Genomic DNA, 19,555 nt, shown 5'->3' on the forward strand with positions numbered 1-19,555 from the left:
TAAATCAAAATAAAAATGAAAGTCACACCAGAAAAAAATGAACAGGTTGCCAATATGATATTTGGATCCATTTATCCTCTTTACCTTAATAGATTGGAGAAAAATGGTAGAACAAAAGAAGAACTCAACCAAGTTATAGAATGGTTGACTGGTTATGATGATGACAAACTTCAAGCGCTAATTGAAGAGAAAGCTACTTTTGGAACATTTTTTCAAGAAGCAAAAATACATCCAAACGCACACTTGATTAAAGGCGTCGTTTGTGGTTATCGCATTGAAGAGATAGAGGATGAATTTGACGTGTATAAGCAATGCAGGCGTATGGAAAAGCTGATTGATGAATTGGCTAGAGGCAGAAAAATGGAGAAGATCTTAAGGCAGGCTTAAACGACTTTATTTGAAAAACACTCGATTAACACTAGGTTTTATTCAGATAGCCTTATCTCTTTTTTGGATATATCACATGGCTGACCTTTATTATAAATATCATTACACTGATAGTTTAGTCCCTTTTGTGTTCCCTGATTGGGTTTTATTAATTAATGTGCTTTTAAGTATTGTAAATATTTTTTATGGAATTAAGCTTGTAAAGGGCAATCTTACTTTACGAAAGAGTCATGCATTTTTTCTAATACTCATTGCCATTGGTTTATTAGTAAATAATTTATACCACATATTTTGAGTTAAATGCATTCTTTCAGATATATGAACCTACAACCAACATTAGAAGATGGTTTAATAATCCTAAGACCTTTATATAAAGAGGACTATGATGCGCTTTATACTGTTGCTAAAGACCCTCTAATTTGGGAACAACACCCTTGTCCAAATCGTTATAAAAAAGAAGACTTCTCTGCGTTCTTCGAAGAGTCTATTCAATCTAAAGGTGCATTAGTAGTTATCGACAAATCCAACAACACCATTATTGGAAGCTCGAGATATAAATCCATAGATGGAGCTGATAACGCCATCGAAATTGGTTGGTCATTTTTATCCAGAGCGCATTGGGGCGGCAAATACAACAAGGCTATGAAAGTATTGATGATCGATCATGCTTTTCAATTTATTGAAGATGTAGTTCTGTATATCGATGACACCAACTTACGTTCACAAAAGGCCGCTGAGAAAATTGGAGCTCAACGCATCATTGATTCCAAAAAGCATCTACTACATTCTACTGCATCCATTTGGACATATTGCATCAACAAAAACAGTTGGAAAACAATTAAAGAAAAGTTTCTCTAAAAATTCTCAAACTGAATTTCAAAAGGTTCACAATAAATTATTCGCCTCGCAGCATCTTCTGGTCCTGGCCTGCTTTCAGTCCTCACATTGACATTGGCATTCCCAAGAACTACATCGTCACTTGTACGTTGCACAATTACGTTGATACTTTCGTTATCTTCTACCAGAACATTTATAAAGCCTTGACCTCCTCCTGTAATATCCGCATCTACAGAAATATCTCTGTATGAGACAATGAAGGTCACTGAATCTTCAGTTGGGAAGCATCCCCCAGCACCAAACCCTCCAGCATTATTTTGTAAGGTCACAAGTACTGTAGTGCGTTCTGGTTCGTCATCCATTTCATCGTCCTCGCAATCAATAAACAAAGGCAGGATAAACACAAAAACAAAAAGGTAGTTTAATAATTTCATAATTAGGTGTTTTAGTTAATATTGTCCAAATCTGGTTTTATGGTTACAGTAACAGTAATAGAAACATCAGTGATAAAGCTCACAGGGTTATCGGACACTGAGCCTTTATACAAAAACCCAACAGATCTAAATTGTGTCATTGCAGCATTTACCTGACTAAAATCGCCTTCAAGAGTAAAAAGCGTATTATTAAAATCTGCTTGTGCTAAATTGGTGACTACAGCCTCAAATTCTTCTGCAGATTGACCAATAGCAAAAATGATATCGCCTTCTACAAAAGCATCTGGATTGCCTACAACATCTTTATAGAAATAGCGTACACTATTAATCTCTATTTTTGTAATCTCATCTGGGTCTCCTAAAAAATCAACCACATTGGGATCTTCAGTAAAATCCCAAAACCCAAAGTTTGACTCAAACTCCATCGCCTGTTCTGGTGTAGCACCATTGGGCACATTGATTTCCAGTTCGGTAATGAAAGTAGATTGTACTTCTATTTCTTCTTCAAGTAATTCTTCTAATTCGTCACAACCAAAAAAAGAAATCCCAAATAGCATTAATAGCAAGAATAATTTTGTTTTCATAGCTATGGTTTTTATAAATCATCTGGATTTACTTCGAGTGTGAGCCTAACTGTAATGGTCATTTCCACACTAAAATCGGCAGGATTGTGCGTTGACGTTCCTCCATAGACACTGGAGAAAACTTTAGATTCAGATATAAACTCGTTAACATTACTAAAGTCACCTGTCACGGTAAATAGTGTTCCAAAGGCATCGGATTCTGCAAAGTTGGTATTGGCTACAGGAAACGTATCTACAGCCATAAATGCCGTTGCTATGGCAAAAAAACTGTTCAAAGATTCGGCATCAACATTACCACTAAAATTCTTGTATTCGTATTGTATATTAAGAATTTGTATAGCTTTTATTTGCTCTGGTGTGCCAACATATTCTGCTACGTCTGGATTATTTAAAAAATCGAAAGCAGCTGCATCCTGAAAAGAAACATCGGCTTCAGGATCTCCGCTTATCAAGGGTGTCGATACGTTAATTGTGTTTACATACGTCGTCGTGATGTCTATTTCGTTTGGTAATGCATCTTTAAGTTCATCACAGTTAAAAAGTATCACAATACCAAGGAGTAGAATGTACTTAAGGGGTTTCATAATTAATAGCTTTTGTTTGAATAAAATTATCCCTACCTACTTCCAATTCATATACCTAATTGTAGGTATTTGATACTTACTAGTCTGATAATAGCTTTGTTACAAAAGCTTTAATCATGAAATCATTTTTTACCTCTCTTGCTTTCTCTATCCTATTTACTGGATTCATTAATGCTCAAAGTATTGGGCTAAAAGACATTGTTCAAAAACGCACAAACGATTTTAATGCTACGGTTCGCGCTGACCAATATGGTGGTAGTATTGCTTTCAATAGAACCTACAGATCTAGTAATTGTGTAGGCACTTACGATATTACTTGGCGATTCAATAAAGACATTTCTTCTTTACAGAACGGTGAAGAGTTTTCTATCACACTATCTTGCCGTAGTTGTAGCACACCTTGTGGCTACAAATGGGGAATTGCCAATGTCTACGCTGCCAACAATGTCACAGGTATAGCACAATATCCAAGCTATACTTATAATGCTAATATCACTCAAGTAAGTACAACTGCTTCTTCATCTGGTGTGCACGATTGGTATCCAGGTCATACCTCTCATACCTATACATTCATCTATAATAAAAAGAAGAATGCGCCACTTACTGCCTTCACATTTGATTTTGCAGGACATAAAGTGTTTTATGTCTTTGAAGAAGGGCTTAAAAGTTCTGGAGGAGCCATCAATTGCCATTCACTATTTGGTCTAGGAAAACTGGTTTACGGCCTTGAACTTGGTGCTTACGAAGGCTATGGCTGGGAATGGATGGATACTACGATTGGCTATGCGCTTCAACATATAAAAGCTTCAAATTGCTTGAGCAATACTTATCTAACAGACTTAAAACGTAGAATACAAGGTGCATCTAACACAACAGTGTTCCTGCAAGAAATACAAACATATTCCAGGAAACTAGATACAGAAATCACATCATCCTGTGGTTGCTGTGCGAGTTGCAATAACTAAGTACTGCAAATAATGAACTTTAAAATCCTTAACTTTAAGGAACAATTAGCTATTAATCGAGAATGAAAAGATTTGCTTATATATTTCTATTAGCAACCTCTGTTGTATGTGCGCAACAAGAAAAAATTGATAGTCTTTCAACATTACTTCAAAGTACTACTGATAGGTTTGAGAAAGCTAAGCTGAACCTAATTTTAGCGAATCTTCATGAACGTATCGATCTCAATAAAGGTAAGGCATTTGCTTATGAAGCGTTTAAATACAAGGAGAACGATTCTATTCTCGCTGAAACCAATAACCAGCTAGGGCGTTTTCATTTTTTTACAGCTCAATTGGATTCGGCTTCGCACTATTTTGAAGCTGCTAAAACAATTCTCAAAGAGAATAATGACGATCAACGTGCAGCTATTATTAATATAAGTTTGGGTGCCATTCAATTACGTCAGGGCAACTACGAAAACACAATTAAAATACTTACTGAAAGTGCTTCGTATTTTGAAGACACCAATGATGAGCTCAATGCTGCTAAGTGCTATAGCAATATTTCTAGTGCTTTTGCAGAATTAGACAACTACGACAAAGCCATTGAATATAGTGAAAAGGCCCTGACTGTTTTCAATAAGAACAAGCTTATTCCGTTTCAGTTAATTACGCTTCCCAATTTAGCGACTCAGTATTTCAAAAAAGGAGATACGCTTAGAGCTATTGGTTATTACAATAATGCCGAAGCTGTTGCCAAATCTGTAAACGACAAACGGTCTTTATCCCTTATCTATAACAATCTTGGTAATATTTATTTAGAAAGTGATATTGAAAAATCTGAAGCTTATCTTGAAGATGCTTTGCAACTAAAAACAGAATTGAATCTTACCAAAGGGATTGAAATTACTAAAAGTAACTTAGGCTATGTACATCTTAAAAAAGAAGACTATAATAAAGCTATTACACTACTAGAAGAAGCTAAACCGGTTGTGAAAGGCAAGCAGCTAAGTACTCTGTATACTAATCTATCCAAAAGCTATAAGGGACAGAACAACTACCCAAAAGCCTTAGAATATTCGGAAAAAGCAAAGCAACTTAATGATAGTTTATTGAGTGCTGAAAACCAGAACACCATATTGGATATTCAAACTAAATACGAAACCGAAAAAAAGGAAAAGGAAATCCTTCAACTCCAGACCGATAACTTAGAGGCAAACTATAAACGTAGACAGAATCGAAATCTATTATTCGGAACATTGGTAGCGTTGGTCGCTGCAATTTTTGGCTTGTATATGCTCTTCAAAAATACCAAGCGCAAGCGTATCATCATGGAGCAAAATTTAACGATACAAGAGCAAAATTTTAATCAATTACTCAAGTCTCAAGAGTTAGAAGGTATTGATGCCATCTTAGATGCGCAAGAGCAAGAACGTACGAAAATGGCTGCTGATCTTCATGATAATCTGGGTAGTAAAGTCGCCACGCTAAAATTGTATCTGGAAAGCTATGATGAGAAAGAAGAGTTTTCAAACTTCTACACAAAGTTGAAATCATTAATGGGTGATACGTATACCGAAATACGAAACATTTCTAAGAATAAAAACTTTGGCGCGCACATCAATAAAGGGCTAATTCCTTCAACCAAAAGTATTGCAAAACAAATTTCTGACACCAAGAAAATTGATATCAAAGTCATTAATGTAGATGTGAAAAACCGAATAGAGAATACGTTAGAGATTCAGATATTTAGGATTATTCAAGAGTTGTTGACCAACATCATAAAACATGCTAATGCAACTGAAGCTGTTGTGCAGTTCTCTGAAGATGACAACACCCTCAATATCATTGTTGAAGACAATGGGAAAGGTTTTGATATAAAAAAGCAACGCTCAGGAATGGGGCTTACTAATATTGAAAAACGAGCAGAAAAGATCAATGCAGAATTGGTCATAGATGCTTCTGAAGGTAATGGAACTACTGTAATTCTAAACATTCCATTATGAAAATTAATATCCTCATAGCAGACGATCACCAATTGTTTATCGATGGAATAAAATCCATTCTTTTGAAAGAAATTGACATCGATGTTATTGCTGAAGCTAATAATGGTTTAGAAGTTCTGAAACTATTAGAAAGAGATATTGAACCCAATGTCATCATTACAGACATTAGAATGCCTGTTTTGGATGGAATTTCATTGACTAAAGAACTTACTAAAGACTATCCAAAAATTAAAGTCTTAGCCTTGAGTATGTATGATCAGACAGCTGATGTTATAGAAATGCTCGATGCTGGTGCTAAAGGCTACGTGACGAAAAATGTAGAAAAATCAGAGCTCGTCAATGCTATACATACGCTTGTAAAAGATGAATACTTTTTTAGCGATAATCTTCCTAAGGATATTAAAGATTGGTTCAATAAAGAGCAAATTGAAATCAAAGCCATCCTTACTAGACGCGAAAAGGAAATCTTGGGACTCCTTGCCAAAGGGCGCACATCAATTCAAATGGCAAATCAACTAAAGCTTAGTAAGTATACCATTGATACGCATCGAAAAAATATTCATAAGAAATTGGGTATAAAAACCAACACAGGTCTAGTGAACTATGCTCTAAAAAACCTCTCTTAGCATCTACCTACAACTAGGTATTTCAAACGCCATATAGAGTTAATAATTTGTGTTATCTAATCATAACTCTATTAATCATGACCCGCAACATTTTTACCCTCATTTTATGCCTATGTCTTGGGCTCAATTCAGGATATGCTTCAATAGAAAATACATCAACACCCATTCCAGGAAAAAAGAAAATAGATTTTGGCTGTTCAGAATCTGATGCCGAAATATATGTCAACGGAAAGCTTCTAGGCAAAGGAAGTATGGAACTTGTAGTACCATCTAAAGACTGCATCACTGTTATTGTAAAGAAAACAGGATTCTTATCCGAAAAAATAGAATTCTGCAACAAAAAAAACATGCCTAGACCTCCTAAGTCTTATTATCTAGAACTAAGACCAGACGATGCCTTCAATGCGTCTATTCAAACAGATATTGCCAATGTAGATATTGAATTGGTTTGTAACAACACCTCTAAAGACAAAGCTTGGCGACTTATCAATCAAATAGTGTTATCTCACTTTGATGTTATTGAAATGACCGACAAGGAAACTGGGTATGTACGTACTGCTTGGTCGCTACAATCATTTCTTCAAAATTCAATAAGAACTCGTGTCATTGTAAAGCAAACTAATGACGAACCAACCGTTTTTAAGGTGAAATTAGTCAGCGAACAATCTGGCTTTCCTCTGACGAGCGTCAAAAGCGATCAGTTGTTTAGAGAATGGGATCGTGTCCTTAGAAAATACTCTAATATCATTTCTGAATTACAAGCAAGAGTCCGATAGCACTTTAGAGTACGAAACGATAGGTAGCCTTAATAAGGAATGTGTTTTCAGGTTTTACACCAAAAATTTGATTGTTGATAATATCACCAAAGCTGTTATTGACATCTCCAAGTCCTGTGATTCCTTGAGACCAGACTAAGAATATTTCTGAGCCAGGAATGTATTCCCAACGTGCAACAAGATTGGATCTAAATTGTACGAAAGCAAAGTCTGGATTACTGAATTGGTAGTCTATAACACTATCTTGATTTTCGTCCACAGAATACACATCATCACTAAAAGATATCTGATTGTCATCGTACCATGTTACTCTTTCGCTTAAATCTTTAGCAATAGGGTTGTTTACAAAATTGAAGTTAGAGTAACTTGCTTTGAATATGAATGGTTGTCCGTAATATTGAATTGTGAGGTTAGGATTGATATTGTAGTTTACCCTTAGCGTAGCACTAAGGCTTTCATTATCGATTTCTCCCATAATGTATCTTGGTGTCCCTGCAAAATCTGTTTCAGTAACATACTGTGTTTTGTTCGGATTTTCTTCATATTGAAAATTGAGCGACATACTCAATGAATTAATCGGTTGATATCTAAACCTCATCTCGTATCGCTGTACCGAAAAATTATTCTGCTTGGCTCTAGAGTCCACATAACCTAGTGTCATACTAAACTTTTTACGCTGGTCAGTTCCTGAAAACAGAAACCAAAAGTTCTCTTCACTCCAACGCCATCTAGGACCTCCTCGAAGTATTGTATTGGTATAAATTCTTGGTTTATGAGCAGCTCCAAAATCGGTCCACCAATTGTTCTTGTAATTTATGTTTCCATTGATCTCGTATTGAATACGATTGTAATTCCCTTCAAAATCAAATTGTGTAAACTGCTCAAACCGTAAACTAGCGCGTCGATACCAACTTGTAGGTTTGTTGAATAATCGCCTTACATTAAAATATTGTGATATGATATCAGCTTGCCTCAAAAATCCTATATCGTTCAACTCAAATTCTGGAGACTTCCAGTTACCACCAAAAGTATAACGCCAATTACCTCCTCCACCTTTACCAAACTCTAATCGTCCTCCAGAACCCGTTAAAGATGTTCTATTAGGATCAACATCAACATGACTTGCATCTGTTCGTTGAAATAAATGCGTTAATGATCTTTGCGTAATTTCGATTGCCTCTTTACTACCATTAACTGTACTAAAATTGAAATTCCCCAAAATATAATATGTTCTCTCTTTCCAATTGTGTCTAAAATCTACTCCTCCTGTATAAGCACTCTTTCTAAGAAAGCTTACGTTGTCTTCTATCTTCCTATTCGTTGCCGTAAAAATTGCGCCTATATAAGAGTTTCTGTCGTTAAAATCTTTCTGAGTTCTAGCGACTAAATAATTCGTGAATGGTTCTACGAGTTCTTCTCGAGGCGTACCAACTTCCGGAAGGTTATTCAACACATCACCACGAGTGTCAAGTCGCACTTGTCCATATTCTTTTGAGGTAATGCTCTCTAAAAGACCAATAGCCCAACCGTTTTTTGTTTTTCCACTAAACTTAGCTGCTCCAAGTATGGTCGTGAAATTCGGAATATCTTCATACTCACCAACACTACCATCTGCACTGGTAAACCCTTGAGGTGTTCTCCCAATTCTTCTAGAGAAGAATAAATTATCTGCACCACCACCGACTCTAAAATCGAATACATTCTTATTCTCAACAAAAAATGGACGTCGCTCTTGAAAGAAGATTTCAAACCCATCTAGCGCTATAGCTCCAGGATCTGCATCAACCTGACCAAAATCTGGATTGATGGTTAAATCTACCGTAAGATCATTGGTAATTCCAATCTTTGCATCCAATCCACCTGTAAGTTTGGTATCGGTTCCATCTCTAAACGGATTGCCAGTTTCGGCTTCGTAAGTGTCTAATTGGGCAACTGTATAAGGCTGAATTTCTAATTGTTTTTGAGGTGTTAACCCAATTAACCCTCTTAATTCACCAAACTCACTAACCCATCCTGGTGGATTGGCTTCAAGTGGTTGCCATGTAGATCGTTCTTCATTATTAAAATAACGTCTTGTGGATTGCAATCCCCAAACCTGTTCTTGTTCATTTCCAAAACGCAATTGACTTAACGGTATTCTCATCTCTGCTGTCCAACCTTCATCATCTATGTTGGTATCCATATACCAAATAGGATTCCAACTACTATCCCAATTATTGCCATTATTAGAAACAAATTCATCGCCCTTCACTCCAGAAGCAGAGGCTGTAAACGAGAAGGCTGTTCTATCATCATTATAACTATCTATGTTGACTTCAACCCAATCTCCTGGGAAATCATCACGCCTTCCCATACGTTTTTCTATGGTTGCAGGATCAGCTTGATAGCATCTGAAAGCGAGATATAGGTTTTTGTCATCGTATAATATTTTCATCTTGGTTTGCTCGGATGGTGGTGTACCAACATCGGGTTCAAATTCTACATAATCCGAGGTCCACTCTACCAAATCCCATGCTTTGTCATCCAAAATACCATCAATGCTTGGTGGTTCTCCTATTATCGCTTTAGTTGTGTAAGATCGCCTAGGAATGATTGAATCCTGAGCGTATAATTGAGCCGAAAAGATTATGGCAAAAAGCCATATACAGTTTTTGATTGATTGCATTGATTTAGTCTTTACGGTTGTAAAGACTTAAAGCTAAACCGACTGTTACAGTTTTCAATGCGCATTAATAAAAAATTAACGCATTTCGCTAAATTTTGACTATAGCATTTCTACACCTTAAAATTGTTTGAAAATAGTAGGCTATACTATTTGGTAATCACAGTATTTATCGTAAATTTGCAAACTCTTTTTTAGAGAGGAATGTTTAATCAAATCTGTCTGTAAGACAGGAAAGTAAAATTATTAAGTGTGGATACATTAAGCTACAAAACAGTTTCTGCCAACAAAGCCACTGTAAACAAGGAGTGGGTTTTGGTTGACGCTGATGGACAAACTCTTGGTCGCTTAGCATCTAAAGTTGCAAAACTTTTAAGAGGTAAGCACAAGCCAAACTTCACACCACACGTTGATTGCGGAGATAACGTAATTGTTGTTAATGCAGAGAAGATCAACTTAACTGGAAAGAAATGGACTGACAAAACTTACGTGCGTCATACAGGATATCCAGGTGGTCAAAGAAGTTTATCTGCTACTGAAATGTTCGAGAAAGATCCGACAAGATTAGTAGAGAGATCAGTAAAAGGAATGCTCCCTAAAAACAAATTAGGTGCTGAGCTATTCCGTAATTTAACAGTAGTCGCTGGTACTGAGCACAAACACGAAGCTCAACAACCAAAGACGATTAATTTAAACGAATTTAACTAATGGAAGTAATTCACAAAATTGGCCGTAGAAAGACGGCTGTTGCTCGTGTGTATGTTGCTAAAGGAAAAGGTAACATCACGGTAAACAAAAAAGACTTGGCAGATTACTTTACTACTGCTCCATTGCAGTATAAAGTTAATCAACCTTTAGCCTTGACTAACAATGATGGCAACTTTGATATTACTGTAAATGTACATGGAGGTGGTATTACAGGTCAGGCTGAAGCTGTACGTTTAGCAATTTCTCGCGCAATGTGCGAAATTGATGAAGAAAACAGAAGTATCCTGAAGCCAGAAGGATTATTAACTAGAGACCCAAGAATGGTAGAGCGTAAGAAATTCGGTCAGAAGAAAGCTCGTAAGAAATTCCAGTTCTCTAAGCGTTAATATCATTGCCAAATACATTTGGCCATTATCAATTAATAACTCAAAATTTAGTTTAGCATCTAAATGCTTAAGGCGAACAAAAAATGACCACTTAAGCATTGCTAATTAAAGAACGTAAACTATTACAAAAATGGAAAAAGTAGAAGTTAAAGACTTACTTGAAGCAGGTGTACACTTTGGACACCTTACCAGAAAATGGGATCCAAACATGGCTCCTTACATCTATATGGAGCGTAATGGCATCCATATTATTAATCTTTACAAGACTGCAGCAAAAATCAATGAAACTGCTCAAGCACTTCACAAAATTGCTGCTTCTGGAAAGAAAATCTTATTTGTTGCTACAAAAAAGCAAGCTAAAGACATCGTTGCTGAAAAAGCAGGTGCTGTAAACATGCCTTACATCACTGAGCGTTGGCCAGGTGGAATGTTAACAAACTTTGTAACGATTAGAAAAGCCGTTAAGAAAATGGCTGCTATCGATCGTATGAAGAAAGATGGAACATTCAACTCACTATCTAAGAAAGAACGTTTACAAGTAGACCGTCAACGTGCTAAATTAGAAAAGAACTTAGGTTCTATTAGTGACATGACACGTTTACCTGGTGCATTGTTCGTAGTAGATATTAAGCGTGAGCATATTGCAATTAAAGAAGCTCAAAAATTAAACATTCCAATCTTTGCAATGGTTGATACCAACTCTGATCCACGTCAGGTTGATTATTTAATCCCTGCAAATGACGATGCTTCTAAATCTATAGATAAAATCTTATCTATTGTAAGCTCAGCAATAGCTGATGGATTAGCAGAGCGTAAATCTGAGCGTGCAGAGAAAGATGCTGCAAAAGCAGATAAAGCTCCAGCTAAAGCAGCTGCTCCAGCTGAACCAGTAGCAGCTCAAGAAGAAGAATAAATAACAATAACACAACACTGATAAGTCGTTTAATGCGGTTCAATGTTGAAGTGTTTTAAACGACTTTTTTAAATTTTTAAATCATATGGAATCTACAGTAAAAATAACTGCTGCAGAAGTTAACAAACTAAGAAAAACCACAGGTGCAGGAATGATGGACTGCAAGAAAGCTTTAGTAGAAGCTGGAGGTGATTTTGATAAAGCGATTGAGATCTTACGTAAAAAAGGTCAAAAGGTTGCTGCTAAGAGAGCAGACAGAGAGTCTACTGAAGGTGCTGCAATTACTAAAGTAAACGCAGGTAACACTGTTGGTGTGGCTATCGTATTAGGTTGTGAAACTGATTTCGTTGGTAAAAACGAAAGCTTTGTAAAATTAGCACACGATATGGCAGAATTAGCATTGAACTTTAACTCTAAAGAAGAGTTTTTAGCTGCTGATTTTGGAGGAATGACTGTTGCTGACAAATTAATTGAGCAAACTGGTGTTATTGGTGAAAAACTAGACATCAATGCTTTTGAAAAAGTTGAAGCACCTTTCGTTGGATCTTACATCCACGCAGGTAACAAAATTGCTACTTTAGTTGGTTTATCAGCTGCTGCTGATGGTGCTGATGTAGTTGCTAAAGATGTTGCTATGCAAGCTGCTGCAATGAACCCTATTGCATTAAACGAAGAAGGTGTAGATGCATCTATCGTTGAAAAAGAAATTGAGATTGCTAAAGATCAATTACGTGCAGAAGGTAAGCCAGAAGCTATGTTAGACAATATCGCTAAAGGTAAATTAAAGCGTTTCTTTAAAGACAACACTTTAGTAAACCAAGCTTTCATTAAAGATAGTAAAGTAAGCGTTGCTGATTACGTTAAGTCAATTGGTGATGTTGCTGTAGTTGACTTTAAGCGTGTTGCTTTAGGTTAATCTATTCAAAATATAATACCATAAAAAAGCGCTTCGGTAACCGAAGCGCTTTTTTTATTCTCATCATTTTCACTTTTAAAGATTCCAATATTTGATTAGTTTTGCTAAACTTTCAAAAGCATTTATGAAATACAAAAGAATACTTCTAAAACTATCAGGTGAAGCTTTAATGGGAAGCAGACAATATGGTATTGATCCAACGCGTTTAGCAGAGTATGCAGAAGACGTTAAAGCCATAACAGACTTAGGTGTTGAAGTTGCAATAGTCATCGGTGGTGGAAACATCTTTAGAGGTGTTGCTGGCGCAAGCAATGGCATGGATAGAGTTCAAGGAGATCACATGGGAATGTTGGCTACCGTTATTAATGGATTAGCCCTACAAGGTGCTTTAGAAGATTCAGGTATCCCAACGAGGTTACAATCTGCCATTCATATCGATGAAGTTGCAGAGCCTTTCATTATGCGAAAAGCGGTGAGACATCTCGAAAAAGGACGCGTTGTTATTTTTGGTGGTGGTACAGGTAACCCTTATTTTACAACAGATTCTGCTGCTGTTTTACGCGCTATTGAAATAAAAGCAGATGTTATTCTAAAAGGTACTCGTGTAGATGGTATTTACAATGATGACCCAGAAAAAAACAAAGAAGCTGTAAAGTTTGACCATATTTCTTTTGATGATGTCCTTAAACAAGGATTAAAAGTTATGGATACTACAGCCTTCACCCTAAGTCAAGAAAATGAACTGCCTATTATTGTTTTCGATATGAACAAAAAGGGCAACCTACTAAAGGTGGTTTCTGGTGAAAACATAGGAACTAAAGTGAATTTGTAAATTTGGCTTACATTTTGATGAGCATCAATTAAAACACTAAAACAATGAACGAAGAGATTCAATTTATATTAGACACTGCAAAAGAAGCAATGGATAATGCTGTAAAGCATTTAGAGAAGCAATTGTCCAATATTAGAGCTGGTAAAGCAAGTCCAGCTATGTTGGGTAGTGTAATGGTTGATTATTATGGCTCTCAGACTCCGTTGAATCAGGTTGCAAATGTCAATACTCCAGATGGTCGTACCATTACGGTACAACCATGGGAAAAATCTATGCTTCAAGAAATTGAAAGAGGAATTATGCTAGCAAACCTTGGATTCAATCCTATGAACAATGGGGAATCTATCATCATTAATGTACCGCCTTTAACAGAGGAACGTCGTAGAGATTTAGCCAAACAAGCTAAAGCTGAAGCTGAAGATGCAAAAGTTGGTGTTAGAAATGCCCGAAAAGATGCCAATAACGATATTAAGAAGGTTGAAGATGCTTCCGAGGATGTAAAAAGCAATGCTGAAGTTGATGTACAAGATTTAACCAATAAGTACGTTAGTAAAGTTGATGATATGCTTAGCCTAAAGGAAAAGGAAATTATGACTGTATAATTTTAAGCGACATTAAGTCGCTTTTTTCTTGCTAACCAAAAACCCTCACACATTTAATGATTTTTCGTTGTGCATTATTATTCTTATTGTTTAGCCTATGTGCACATTCGCAAACTAATCCCAATTCCAAAGATTCTACAAGAGTTGCTCAGGATTCCATAAAAAAAGCTGAGTTCTTAAGTTATCTTGGTAATGGCTACTTCCCTACTCGATACTTTGATATCGACCTTCGATATCTCATAAAGTACAATCAGTTTGAAGGACTTCGAACAGGGCTTGGAGGTACTACCAACAAAAATTTTTCTGAGCGTTATAGAATTAGCGGTTATTGGGTTTATGGTTTTAAAGACGATAAGGACAAGTACAGTATTTCTGGTGGGCTTAGGGTAAATCCTAAGCGCAATACCTGGATTAATATTTCGTACACGGATGATCTTCAAGAAACGGGAAGCTCCAAGTTTTTAACGGATAAACGCTTCTTTACTTTTTTTGAACCCCGATTGCTAAACATTGATTTGTTCCATAGGCATATTACCAAAACCATAGGATTAGAGCATCAAATCTCTAAACATTTACTTTCAGAAACCCAGTTTTCCTTAAGTAAAGTAAACCCAACGTACACGTATAATTTTGCACTAAACGGTCTGAACTTCAATAGCTTTGATCTCAGCCTAGCGAGGGTAAGTTTGCAATGGAGTCCATTTAGTAATTACGAGTTCAAAGACGATGTTTTAGTCGAGACTAAAAATGGGTTTCCTAAATTTACACTTCAATACACTAAGAGTTTTGCAGACATTTTGGGTAGTGATTTCAACTTTTCAAAATTTGATTTCAGAACCATTTACGAAATGACGCACGGCAATACTTCGAGGTCGAACATTACACTCACGGCAGGATTTGCCAATGGAGACACACCACTTACGCATCTGTATCATGCGTATCCAAACAACATCACAAAAGAAACCATATTACAACGTTTTTCTGTAGCTGGGCTCAACAGTTTTGAAACCATGTATTTTAATGAGTTCTTCTCTGATAGATTTGCCACGCTACAATTCAAACACTATCTGAAGCCTTTCAAAATATCGGAATGGTTCAAACCACAATTAGTACTCATCACTCGACATGCACTTGGCGATATGGCAAATCAAGAGCGTCATCAAGGTATACTATTCAATACCCTTGATCAGCTTTATTCAGAATCTGGTATAGAAATCAACAAACTTGTGTTCGGTTTTGGACTGAGCTTCGCCTATAGATATGGCAGTTACTATCTCCCAAATTTTGAAGATAACGTCGCATTTAAGTTCACCTTTAATCTTTCATTATAATACGTTAATTTATTGAGCTAATCCTTAGGTTTTTTCTACCTTTGCGCCTCTTTAATAACGCTAATGTTCAAACTCTTAACTACAGGCTTTTGGGAAGCAGTTGCAAGATTAATTCTTCGCAACAAGATTACTATCCTAATCTTTGTGATTTTAGCCACTGTTTTTTGGAGTTATCAATGGAAACACATGCGTTTTACCTATACCGAAGCAAATATGCTTCCGGATGATCATGAGGTAAACCTTACCTATAATAATTTTCTGGATGTATTTGGTGAAGAAGGCAACCTCATCGTTATAGGCGTAAAAGATTCTTCTTTATTTACGGTTGAAAAGATCAATGCATGGAATCGTTTGTCTAATGATTTTAAGGCTTATGATGAAGTTGAAACTGTATTATCCATTAAGGATTTACAAAAACTTGTAAAGAACACTAAGGAAGAACGGTTTGACATTGAACCTTTTATCAAGGACTCTATAACTTCAATTGAGCAGATCAATACGCTTCAGGAAGAATTATTTAAAAAATACCCTTTTTACGACAATTTCTTATTTAATCCTGAAACCAAGACAGTACGCACAGCTATTTATCTTAGGAAGGATATTGTCAATACTCCAGCCCGAAAAGATTTCATCCTCAACACCTTAGAAAATAAGATAAATGACTTTAGAACTGAGAGCAACCTCGATGTTAAAGTCTCTGGAATGCCTTACATCAGAACACTTAACTCACAAGTAATTGTTGAAGAAATTAGCTGGTTTATTGGTGCCGCATTATTAGTGACGTCACTTATATTTTTCTTATTCTTCAGATCGTTTAGAGCCACATTTATATCGCTCATAGTTGTGTGTGTTGGCGTGATGTGGACCTTTGGAATTCTTGGTCTCTTGAAGTATGAAATCACTGTTTTAACGGCTCTAATTCCACCTTTAATTATTGTGATAGGAATACCAAATTGTATCTTCCTGATCAATAAATATCAACACGAAGTAAAGTCTCATGGAAATAAGGTAAAATCATTACAGCGCGTTATCACCAAAATTGGTAATGCAACCTTAATGACCAATGTTACTACGGCTTCCGGTTTTGCAACATTTATATTGACTCAAAGTAAGTTGCTCAAAGAGTTTGGTATTGTGGCATCGTTGAGTATTCTGGCAATATTCATACTATGCTTACTTATTATTCCTATCATATACACCTTTTTACCTTATCCAAAAGCACGCCACCTTGAGCATTTAAACAAACGCTGGATTGGTGGTTTTGTAAATTGGATGGAGCGTATGGTAAGGCACAAACGTATTACCATCTATGCTACTGCTGTGGTATTACTAATGGCTAGTATGATTGGCATTAATAAGATTATTATCTCCGGAAGTCTTATCGAAGACATGCCTAAGGAGAAACAATTCTTTAAAGACATTCGCTTTTTTGAAGAAGAGTTCAATGGTATCATGCCATTAGAAATCATGGTTGATACCAAGCGTAAAAAAGGTGTAATGAAGCTCGCTACGCTCAAGCGTATGAACCAACTTGAAGACCTCATCACTGAGACTCCAGAGCTATCTAGACCTGTCTCCGTAGTGAGTTTGGTAAAGTATGCTAAGCAAGCATATACTAATGGCAATCCGAAATACTATCAGCTTCCAACCAGTCAGGAAAATTTATTTATCTCTTCATACATAAAGAAGTCTTCTTCAGATGTTGACCTTTTGAAAAACTTTGTGGACAGTACTGGCCGTTATGCTAGGATTACCACTTTCATGAAAGACATTGGTACGGATCGTATGAAACGTATCGAAGAGAATATCAATGATAAGATTGAAAAAGTATTCCCAAAAGAGCGTTACGATGTTACAGTAACTGGTAAAGCGTTAGTCTTCCAAAAAGGAACGACTTATTTAGTAAATAATCTTATTATTTCACTGTCACTAGCTATATTCCTTATATCGCTATTTATGGCATATATGTTTAGGTCTGTGAGAATGATTGTAGTATCGTTAATTCCTAACTTATTGCCACTACTAGTTACTGCAGGACTGATGGGTTATCTTGGTGTACCAATAAAACCTTCGACCATATTAGTCTTTAGTATTGCTTTTGGTATTTCTGTGGATGACACCATTCACTTTTTAGCAAAATACAGACAAGAACTTCAGGCTAACCACTGGAAAATTAGAAAGTCTGTTTACGCAGCATTACGCGAAACTGGTGTGAGTATGTTCTATACGTCCATTGTATTATTCTTTGGATTCTCCGTGTTTACCATTTCAAGTTTTGGTGGTACGGTAGCTTTGGGTGCTTTGGTATCTGCCACACTATTATTTGCAATGTTGTCCAACTTACTCTTATTGCCTTCGCTATTACTATCATTGGAAAGAAGCATTGCCAATAAAGAAGTACTTCGTAAGCCTGCGATTCAAATTATTCCTGAGGCTGTTGAAGACATTTCTGAAGACGAGGAAGAATAGGGATAAATCTTGCGCTGTAATCCATTATTTTATTAGTATTGTTTTTAGTGATTTAAGTTTTAAAGCATTGGTCTTTTTTTATCTTTGCACTTTAAATTTTTTGAACTATGACAAGTCGTACAGTCGCACAATTATTATCGGATGATATCAGCTTGCAAGAAGTTGAGGTGAAAGGTTGGGTAAGAACGTTTAGAGCAGATCGTTTTATTGCTCTAAATGATGGTTCTACGATTAATAATATTCAGTGTGTTGTAGATTTTGAAAATACAGACGAATCTATTCTTAAGCGTATCACTACTGGTGCTGCGGTGCATATAAAAGGAGCGTTGGTTGAAAGCCAAGGTAAAGGTCAGAAAGTTGAAATTCAAGTTAATGACATTGAAATTCTAGGAGACTCTGACCCTAAAGAGTATCCTATTCAACCTAAGAAGCATACGTTTGAATTTTTACGTGATAATGCTCACTTAAGAACTCGCACCAACACCTTTAGTGCCGTAATGCGTTTGCGCTCTTCTTTGTCGTTTGCAATACACAAGTATTTTAATGACAATGGGTTCTATTATATGCACACACCTTTTATAACTGGCAGTGATGCAGAAGGTGCTGGTGAAATGTTTAGAGTATCTACATTAGATCCAAAAAACCCACCACTTACAGAGGAGGGTGAAGTAGATTATAAAGAAGATTTCTTTGGAAAAGAAACCAACTTAACGGTTTCTGGTCAATTAGAAGCAGAGACTTATGCTATGTCTCTTGGTAAGGTCTATACCTTTGGCCCGACGTTTAGAGCAGAGAATTCTAATACGAGTCGTCACTTGGCTGAATTCTGGATGATAGAGCCAGAAGTTGCCTTTATGGATTTAGCAGGAAACATGGACTTAGCTGAAGACTTCATGAAATCTGTGATTAGCTATGTTTTAGAACATAATAAAGAAGATTTAGAGTTTTTGGATGAACGCTTAGCAAAAGAGGAAGAAAAATTACCTCAAGCACAACGCAGTCCAATGGGATTGATTGAGAAATTGAAGTTTGTAGTAGACAATCATTTCAAACGCGTAAGCTATACGGAAGCTATTGACATTTTACGCAATAGTAAACCAAACAAGAAAAAGAAATTCGACTATATCATAGAAGAATGGGGTGCTGATCTACAGAGTGAGCATGAGCGTTTCTTAGTAGAAAAACACTTTAAATGTCCAGTAATCTTATTTGATTATCCTGCAAACATTAAGGCGTTTTACATGCGCTTAAACGAAGATGGGAAAACGGTTAGAGCCATGGATATTTTGTTTCCAGGGATTGGAGAAATCATTGGAGGCTCTCAACGTGAAGAACGTCTGGAGGTACTAAAAGAGAAAATGGCAGCGTTAGATATTCCGGAAGAAGAATTATGGTGGTATCTAGACCTAAGAAAATATGGTACAGCTGTACATTCTGGATTTGGACTGGGTCTAGAGCGTTTGGTAATGTTTGCGACTGGTATGAGCAACATTAGAGATGTAATCCCTTATCCAAGAACGCCTCAAAATGCAGAGTTCTAATATATTCTGTTTCTATT

General features: G+C 36.3%; 19 protein-coding genes. 15 read left to right on the top strand and 4 right to left on the bottom strand.

The window, feature by feature from the left end:
- Positions 1–15 precede the first annotated feature (15 nt).
- Both NCE97_RS00330 and NCE97_RS00335 read left to right on the top strand, forming a co-directional pair.
- On the top strand, positions 16–387 hold the full coding sequence (locus NCE97_RS00330; protein WP_353776873.1) for a DUF2200 domain-containing protein: 372 nt from the start codon (positions 16–18) through the stop codon (positions 385–387).
- Positions 388–687: 300 nt separating this feature from the next.
- Positions 688–1,245, top strand: coding sequence for a GNAT family N-acetyltransferase (locus NCE97_RS00335; RefSeq protein ID WP_353776874.1), 558 nt, complete (start codon positions 688–690; stop codon positions 1,243–1,245).
- Here the strand turns inward: NCE97_RS00335 and NCE97_RS00340 are convergent.
- The 3 genes from NCE97_RS00340 to NCE97_RS00350 are packed head-to-tail and all read right to left on the bottom strand — an operon-like array spanning position 1,242 to position 2,826.
- The gene (locus tag NCE97_RS00340) at positions 1,242–1,658 is read right to left on the bottom strand and encodes a hypothetical protein (RefSeq protein WP_353776875.1); all 417 of its coding nucleotides are present in this window, start codon (positions 1,656–1,658) and stop codon (positions 1,242–1,244) included. The genes NCE97_RS00335 and NCE97_RS00340 overlap by 4 nt on opposite strands.
- 11 nt (positions 1,659–1,669) lie before the next feature.
- A complete protein-coding gene (locus tag NCE97_RS00345; protein WP_353776876.1) occupies positions 1,670–2,242 on the bottom strand; it encodes a hypothetical protein in 573 nt (190 codons plus the stop codon).
- A gap of 11 nt (positions 2,243–2,253) precedes the next feature.
- Positions 2,254–2,826, bottom strand: coding sequence for a hypothetical protein (locus NCE97_RS00350; RefSeq protein WP_353776877.1), 573 nt, complete (start codon positions 2,824–2,826; stop codon positions 2,254–2,256).
- A gap of 116 nt (positions 2,827–2,942) precedes the next feature.
- Here NCE97_RS00350 and NCE97_RS00355 point away from each other — a divergent pair, with 116 nt between their 5' ends.
- The 4 genes from NCE97_RS00355 (at position 2,943) to NCE97_RS00370 (ending at position 7,178) form a co-directional block, all read left to right on the top strand.
- The gene (locus NCE97_RS00355) at positions 2,943–3,791 is read left to right on the top strand and encodes a hypothetical protein (RefSeq protein WP_353776878.1); all 849 of its coding nucleotides are present in this window, start codon (positions 2,943–2,945) and stop codon (positions 3,789–3,791) included.
- A gap of 62 nt (positions 3,792–3,853) precedes the next feature.
- On the top strand, positions 3,854–5,776 hold the full coding sequence (locus tag NCE97_RS00360) for a tetratricopeptide repeat-containing sensor histidine kinase (RefSeq protein WP_353776879.1): 1,923 nt from the start codon (positions 3,854–3,856) through the stop codon (positions 5,774–5,776).
- Positions 5,773–6,402, top strand: a complete 630-nt coding sequence (locus NCE97_RS00365; RefSeq protein WP_353776880.1) for a response regulator — start codon at positions 5,773–5,775, stop codon at positions 6,400–6,402. The genes NCE97_RS00360 and NCE97_RS00365 overlap by 4 nt, the downstream gene beginning before the upstream one ends.
- A gap of 77 nt (positions 6,403–6,479) precedes the next feature.
- On the top strand, positions 6,480–7,178 hold the full coding sequence (locus NCE97_RS00370; RefSeq protein ID WP_353776881.1) for a hypothetical protein: 699 nt from the start codon (positions 6,480–6,482) through the stop codon (positions 7,176–7,178).
- A 4-nt stretch (positions 7,179–7,182) separates the two neighbouring features.
- Here the strand turns inward: NCE97_RS00370 and NCE97_RS00375 are convergent, their stop codons facing one another.
- A complete protein-coding gene (locus NCE97_RS00375; protein ID WP_353776882.1) occupies positions 7,183–9,843 on the bottom strand; it encodes a DUF5916 domain-containing protein in 2,661 nt (886 codons plus the stop codon).
- Between the two features lie 249 nt (positions 9,844–10,092).
- Here NCE97_RS00375 and rplM point away from each other — a divergent pair, with 249 nt between their 5' ends.
- The 9 genes from rplM to asnS all read left to right on the top strand — a co-directional run bounded on the left by rplM (position 10,093) and on the right by asnS (position 19,538).
- Entirely contained in the window at positions 10,093–10,548 is a 456-nt protein-coding gene (gene rplM / locus NCE97_RS00380; protein WP_353776883.1) for a 50S ribosomal protein L13, read from the top strand.
- Complete coding sequence (gene rpsI, locus NCE97_RS00385; RefSeq protein WP_353776884.1) at positions 10,548–10,934, top strand: 30S ribosomal protein S9; 387 nt, start codon at positions 10,548–10,550, stop codon at positions 10,932–10,934. The genes rplM and rpsI overlap by 1 nt, the downstream gene beginning before the upstream one ends.
- 130 nt (positions 10,935–11,064) lie before the next feature.
- Positions 11,065–11,847 (top strand): 30S ribosomal protein S2, encoded by a 783-nt coding sequence (rpsB, locus tag NCE97_RS00390; protein ID WP_353776885.1) that lies wholly within the window; start codon positions 11,065–11,067, stop codon positions 11,845–11,847.
- A gap of 85 nt (positions 11,848–11,932) precedes the next feature.
- Complete coding sequence (gene tsf / locus NCE97_RS00395) at positions 11,933–12,763, top strand: translation elongation factor Ts (RefSeq protein WP_353776886.1); 831 nt, start codon at positions 11,933–11,935, stop codon at positions 12,761–12,763.
- A gap of 124 nt (positions 12,764–12,887) precedes the next feature.
- A complete protein-coding gene (gene pyrH / locus NCE97_RS00400; RefSeq protein WP_353776887.1) occupies positions 12,888–13,595 on the top strand; it encodes a UMP kinase in 708 nt (235 codons plus the stop codon).
- A gap of 44 nt (positions 13,596–13,639) precedes the next feature.
- On the top strand, positions 13,640–14,197 hold the full coding sequence (frr, locus tag NCE97_RS00405; RefSeq protein ID WP_353776888.1) for a ribosome recycling factor: 558 nt from the start codon (positions 13,640–13,642) through the stop codon (positions 14,195–14,197).
- A gap of 56 nt (positions 14,198–14,253) precedes the next feature.
- On the top strand, positions 14,254–15,528 hold the full coding sequence (locus NCE97_RS00410) for a DUF5686 family C-terminal domain-containing protein (protein WP_353776889.1): 1,275 nt from the start codon (positions 14,254–14,256) through the stop codon (positions 15,526–15,528).
- A 63-nt stretch (positions 15,529–15,591) separates the two neighbouring features.
- Positions 15,592–17,997, top strand: a complete 2,406-nt coding sequence (locus NCE97_RS00415; RefSeq protein ID WP_353776890.1) for an efflux RND transporter permease subunit — start codon at positions 15,592–15,594, stop codon at positions 17,995–17,997.
- 107 nt (positions 17,998–18,104) lie between these two features.
- Positions 18,105–19,538, top strand: coding sequence for an asparagine--tRNA ligase (gene asnS, locus NCE97_RS00420; RefSeq protein WP_353776891.1), 1,434 nt, complete (start codon positions 18,105–18,107; stop codon positions 19,536–19,538).
- Positions 19,539–19,555 lie beyond the last annotated feature (17 nt).

Origin of the sequence: Winogradskyella sp. 3972H.M.0a.05, assembly GCF_040493455.1 — a bacterium.
In the GTDB taxonomy this organism is placed as follows: domain Bacteria; phylum Bacteroidota; class Bacteroidia; order Flavobacteriales; family Flavobacteriaceae; genus Microcosmobacter.

Excerpts from the sequence above, each read along its gene's own strand:
- NCE97_RS00410 (WP_353776889.1), top strand. The coding sequence starts at position 14,254 with ATGATTTTTCGTTGTGCATTATTATTCTTATTGTTTAGCCTATGTGCA.
- tsf (WP_353776886.1), top strand. The coding sequence starts at position 11,933 with ATGGAATCTACAGTAAAAATAACTGCTGCAGAAGTTAACAAACTAAGA.
- NCE97_RS00355 (WP_353776878.1), top strand. The coding sequence starts at position 2,943 with ATGAAATCATTTTTTACCTCTCTTGCTTTCTCTATCCTATTTACTGGA.
- NCE97_RS00345 (WP_353776876.1), bottom strand. The coding sequence starts at position 2,242 with ATGAAAACAAAATTATTCTTGCTATTAATGCTATTTGGGATTTCTTTT.
- NCE97_RS00350 (WP_353776877.1), bottom strand. The coding sequence starts at position 2,826 with ATGAAACCCCTTAAGTACATTCTACTCCTTGGTATTGTGATACTTTTT.
- NCE97_RS00365 (WP_353776880.1), top strand. The coding sequence starts at position 5,773 with ATGAAAATTAATATCCTCATAGCAGACGATCACCAATTGTTTATCGAT.
- NCE97_RS00415 (WP_353776890.1), top strand. The coding sequence starts at position 15,592 with ATGTTCAAACTCTTAACTACAGGCTTTTGGGAAGCAGTTGCAAGATTA.
- asnS (WP_353776891.1), top strand. The coding sequence starts at position 18,105 with ATGACAAGTCGTACAGTCGCACAATTATTATCGGATGATATCAGCTTG.
- NCE97_RS00370 (WP_353776881.1), top strand. The coding sequence starts at position 6,480 with ATGACCCGCAACATTTTTACCCTCATTTTATGCCTATGTCTTGGGCTC.
- NCE97_RS00360 (WP_353776879.1), top strand. The coding sequence starts at position 3,854 with ATGAAAAGATTTGCTTATATATTTCTATTAGCAACCTCTGTTGTATGT.
- rpsI (WP_353776884.1), top strand. The coding sequence starts at position 10,548 with ATGGAAGTAATTCACAAAATTGGCCGTAGAAAGACGGCTGTTGCTCGT.
- rpsB (WP_353776885.1), top strand. The coding sequence starts at position 11,065 with ATGGAAAAAGTAGAAGTTAAAGACTTACTTGAAGCAGGTGTACACTTT.
- frr (WP_353776888.1), top strand. The coding sequence starts at position 13,640 with ATGAACGAAGAGATTCAATTTATATTAGACACTGCAAAAGAAGCAATG.
- NCE97_RS00375 (WP_353776882.1), bottom strand. The coding sequence starts at position 9,843 with ATGCAATCAATCAAAAACTGTATATGGCTTTTTGCCATAATCTTTTCG.
- NCE97_RS00335 (WP_353776874.1), top strand. The coding sequence starts at position 688 with ATGCATTCTTTCAGATATATGAACCTACAACCAACATTAGAAGATGGT.
- pyrH (WP_353776887.1), top strand. The coding sequence starts at position 12,888 with ATGAAATACAAAAGAATACTTCTAAAACTATCAGGTGAAGCTTTAATG.
- NCE97_RS00330 (WP_353776873.1), top strand. The coding sequence starts at position 16 with ATGAAAGTCACACCAGAAAAAAATGAACAGGTTGCCAATATGATATTT.
- NCE97_RS00340 (WP_353776875.1), bottom strand. The coding sequence starts at position 1,658 with ATGAAATTATTAAACTACCTTTTTGTTTTTGTGTTTATCCTGCCTTTG.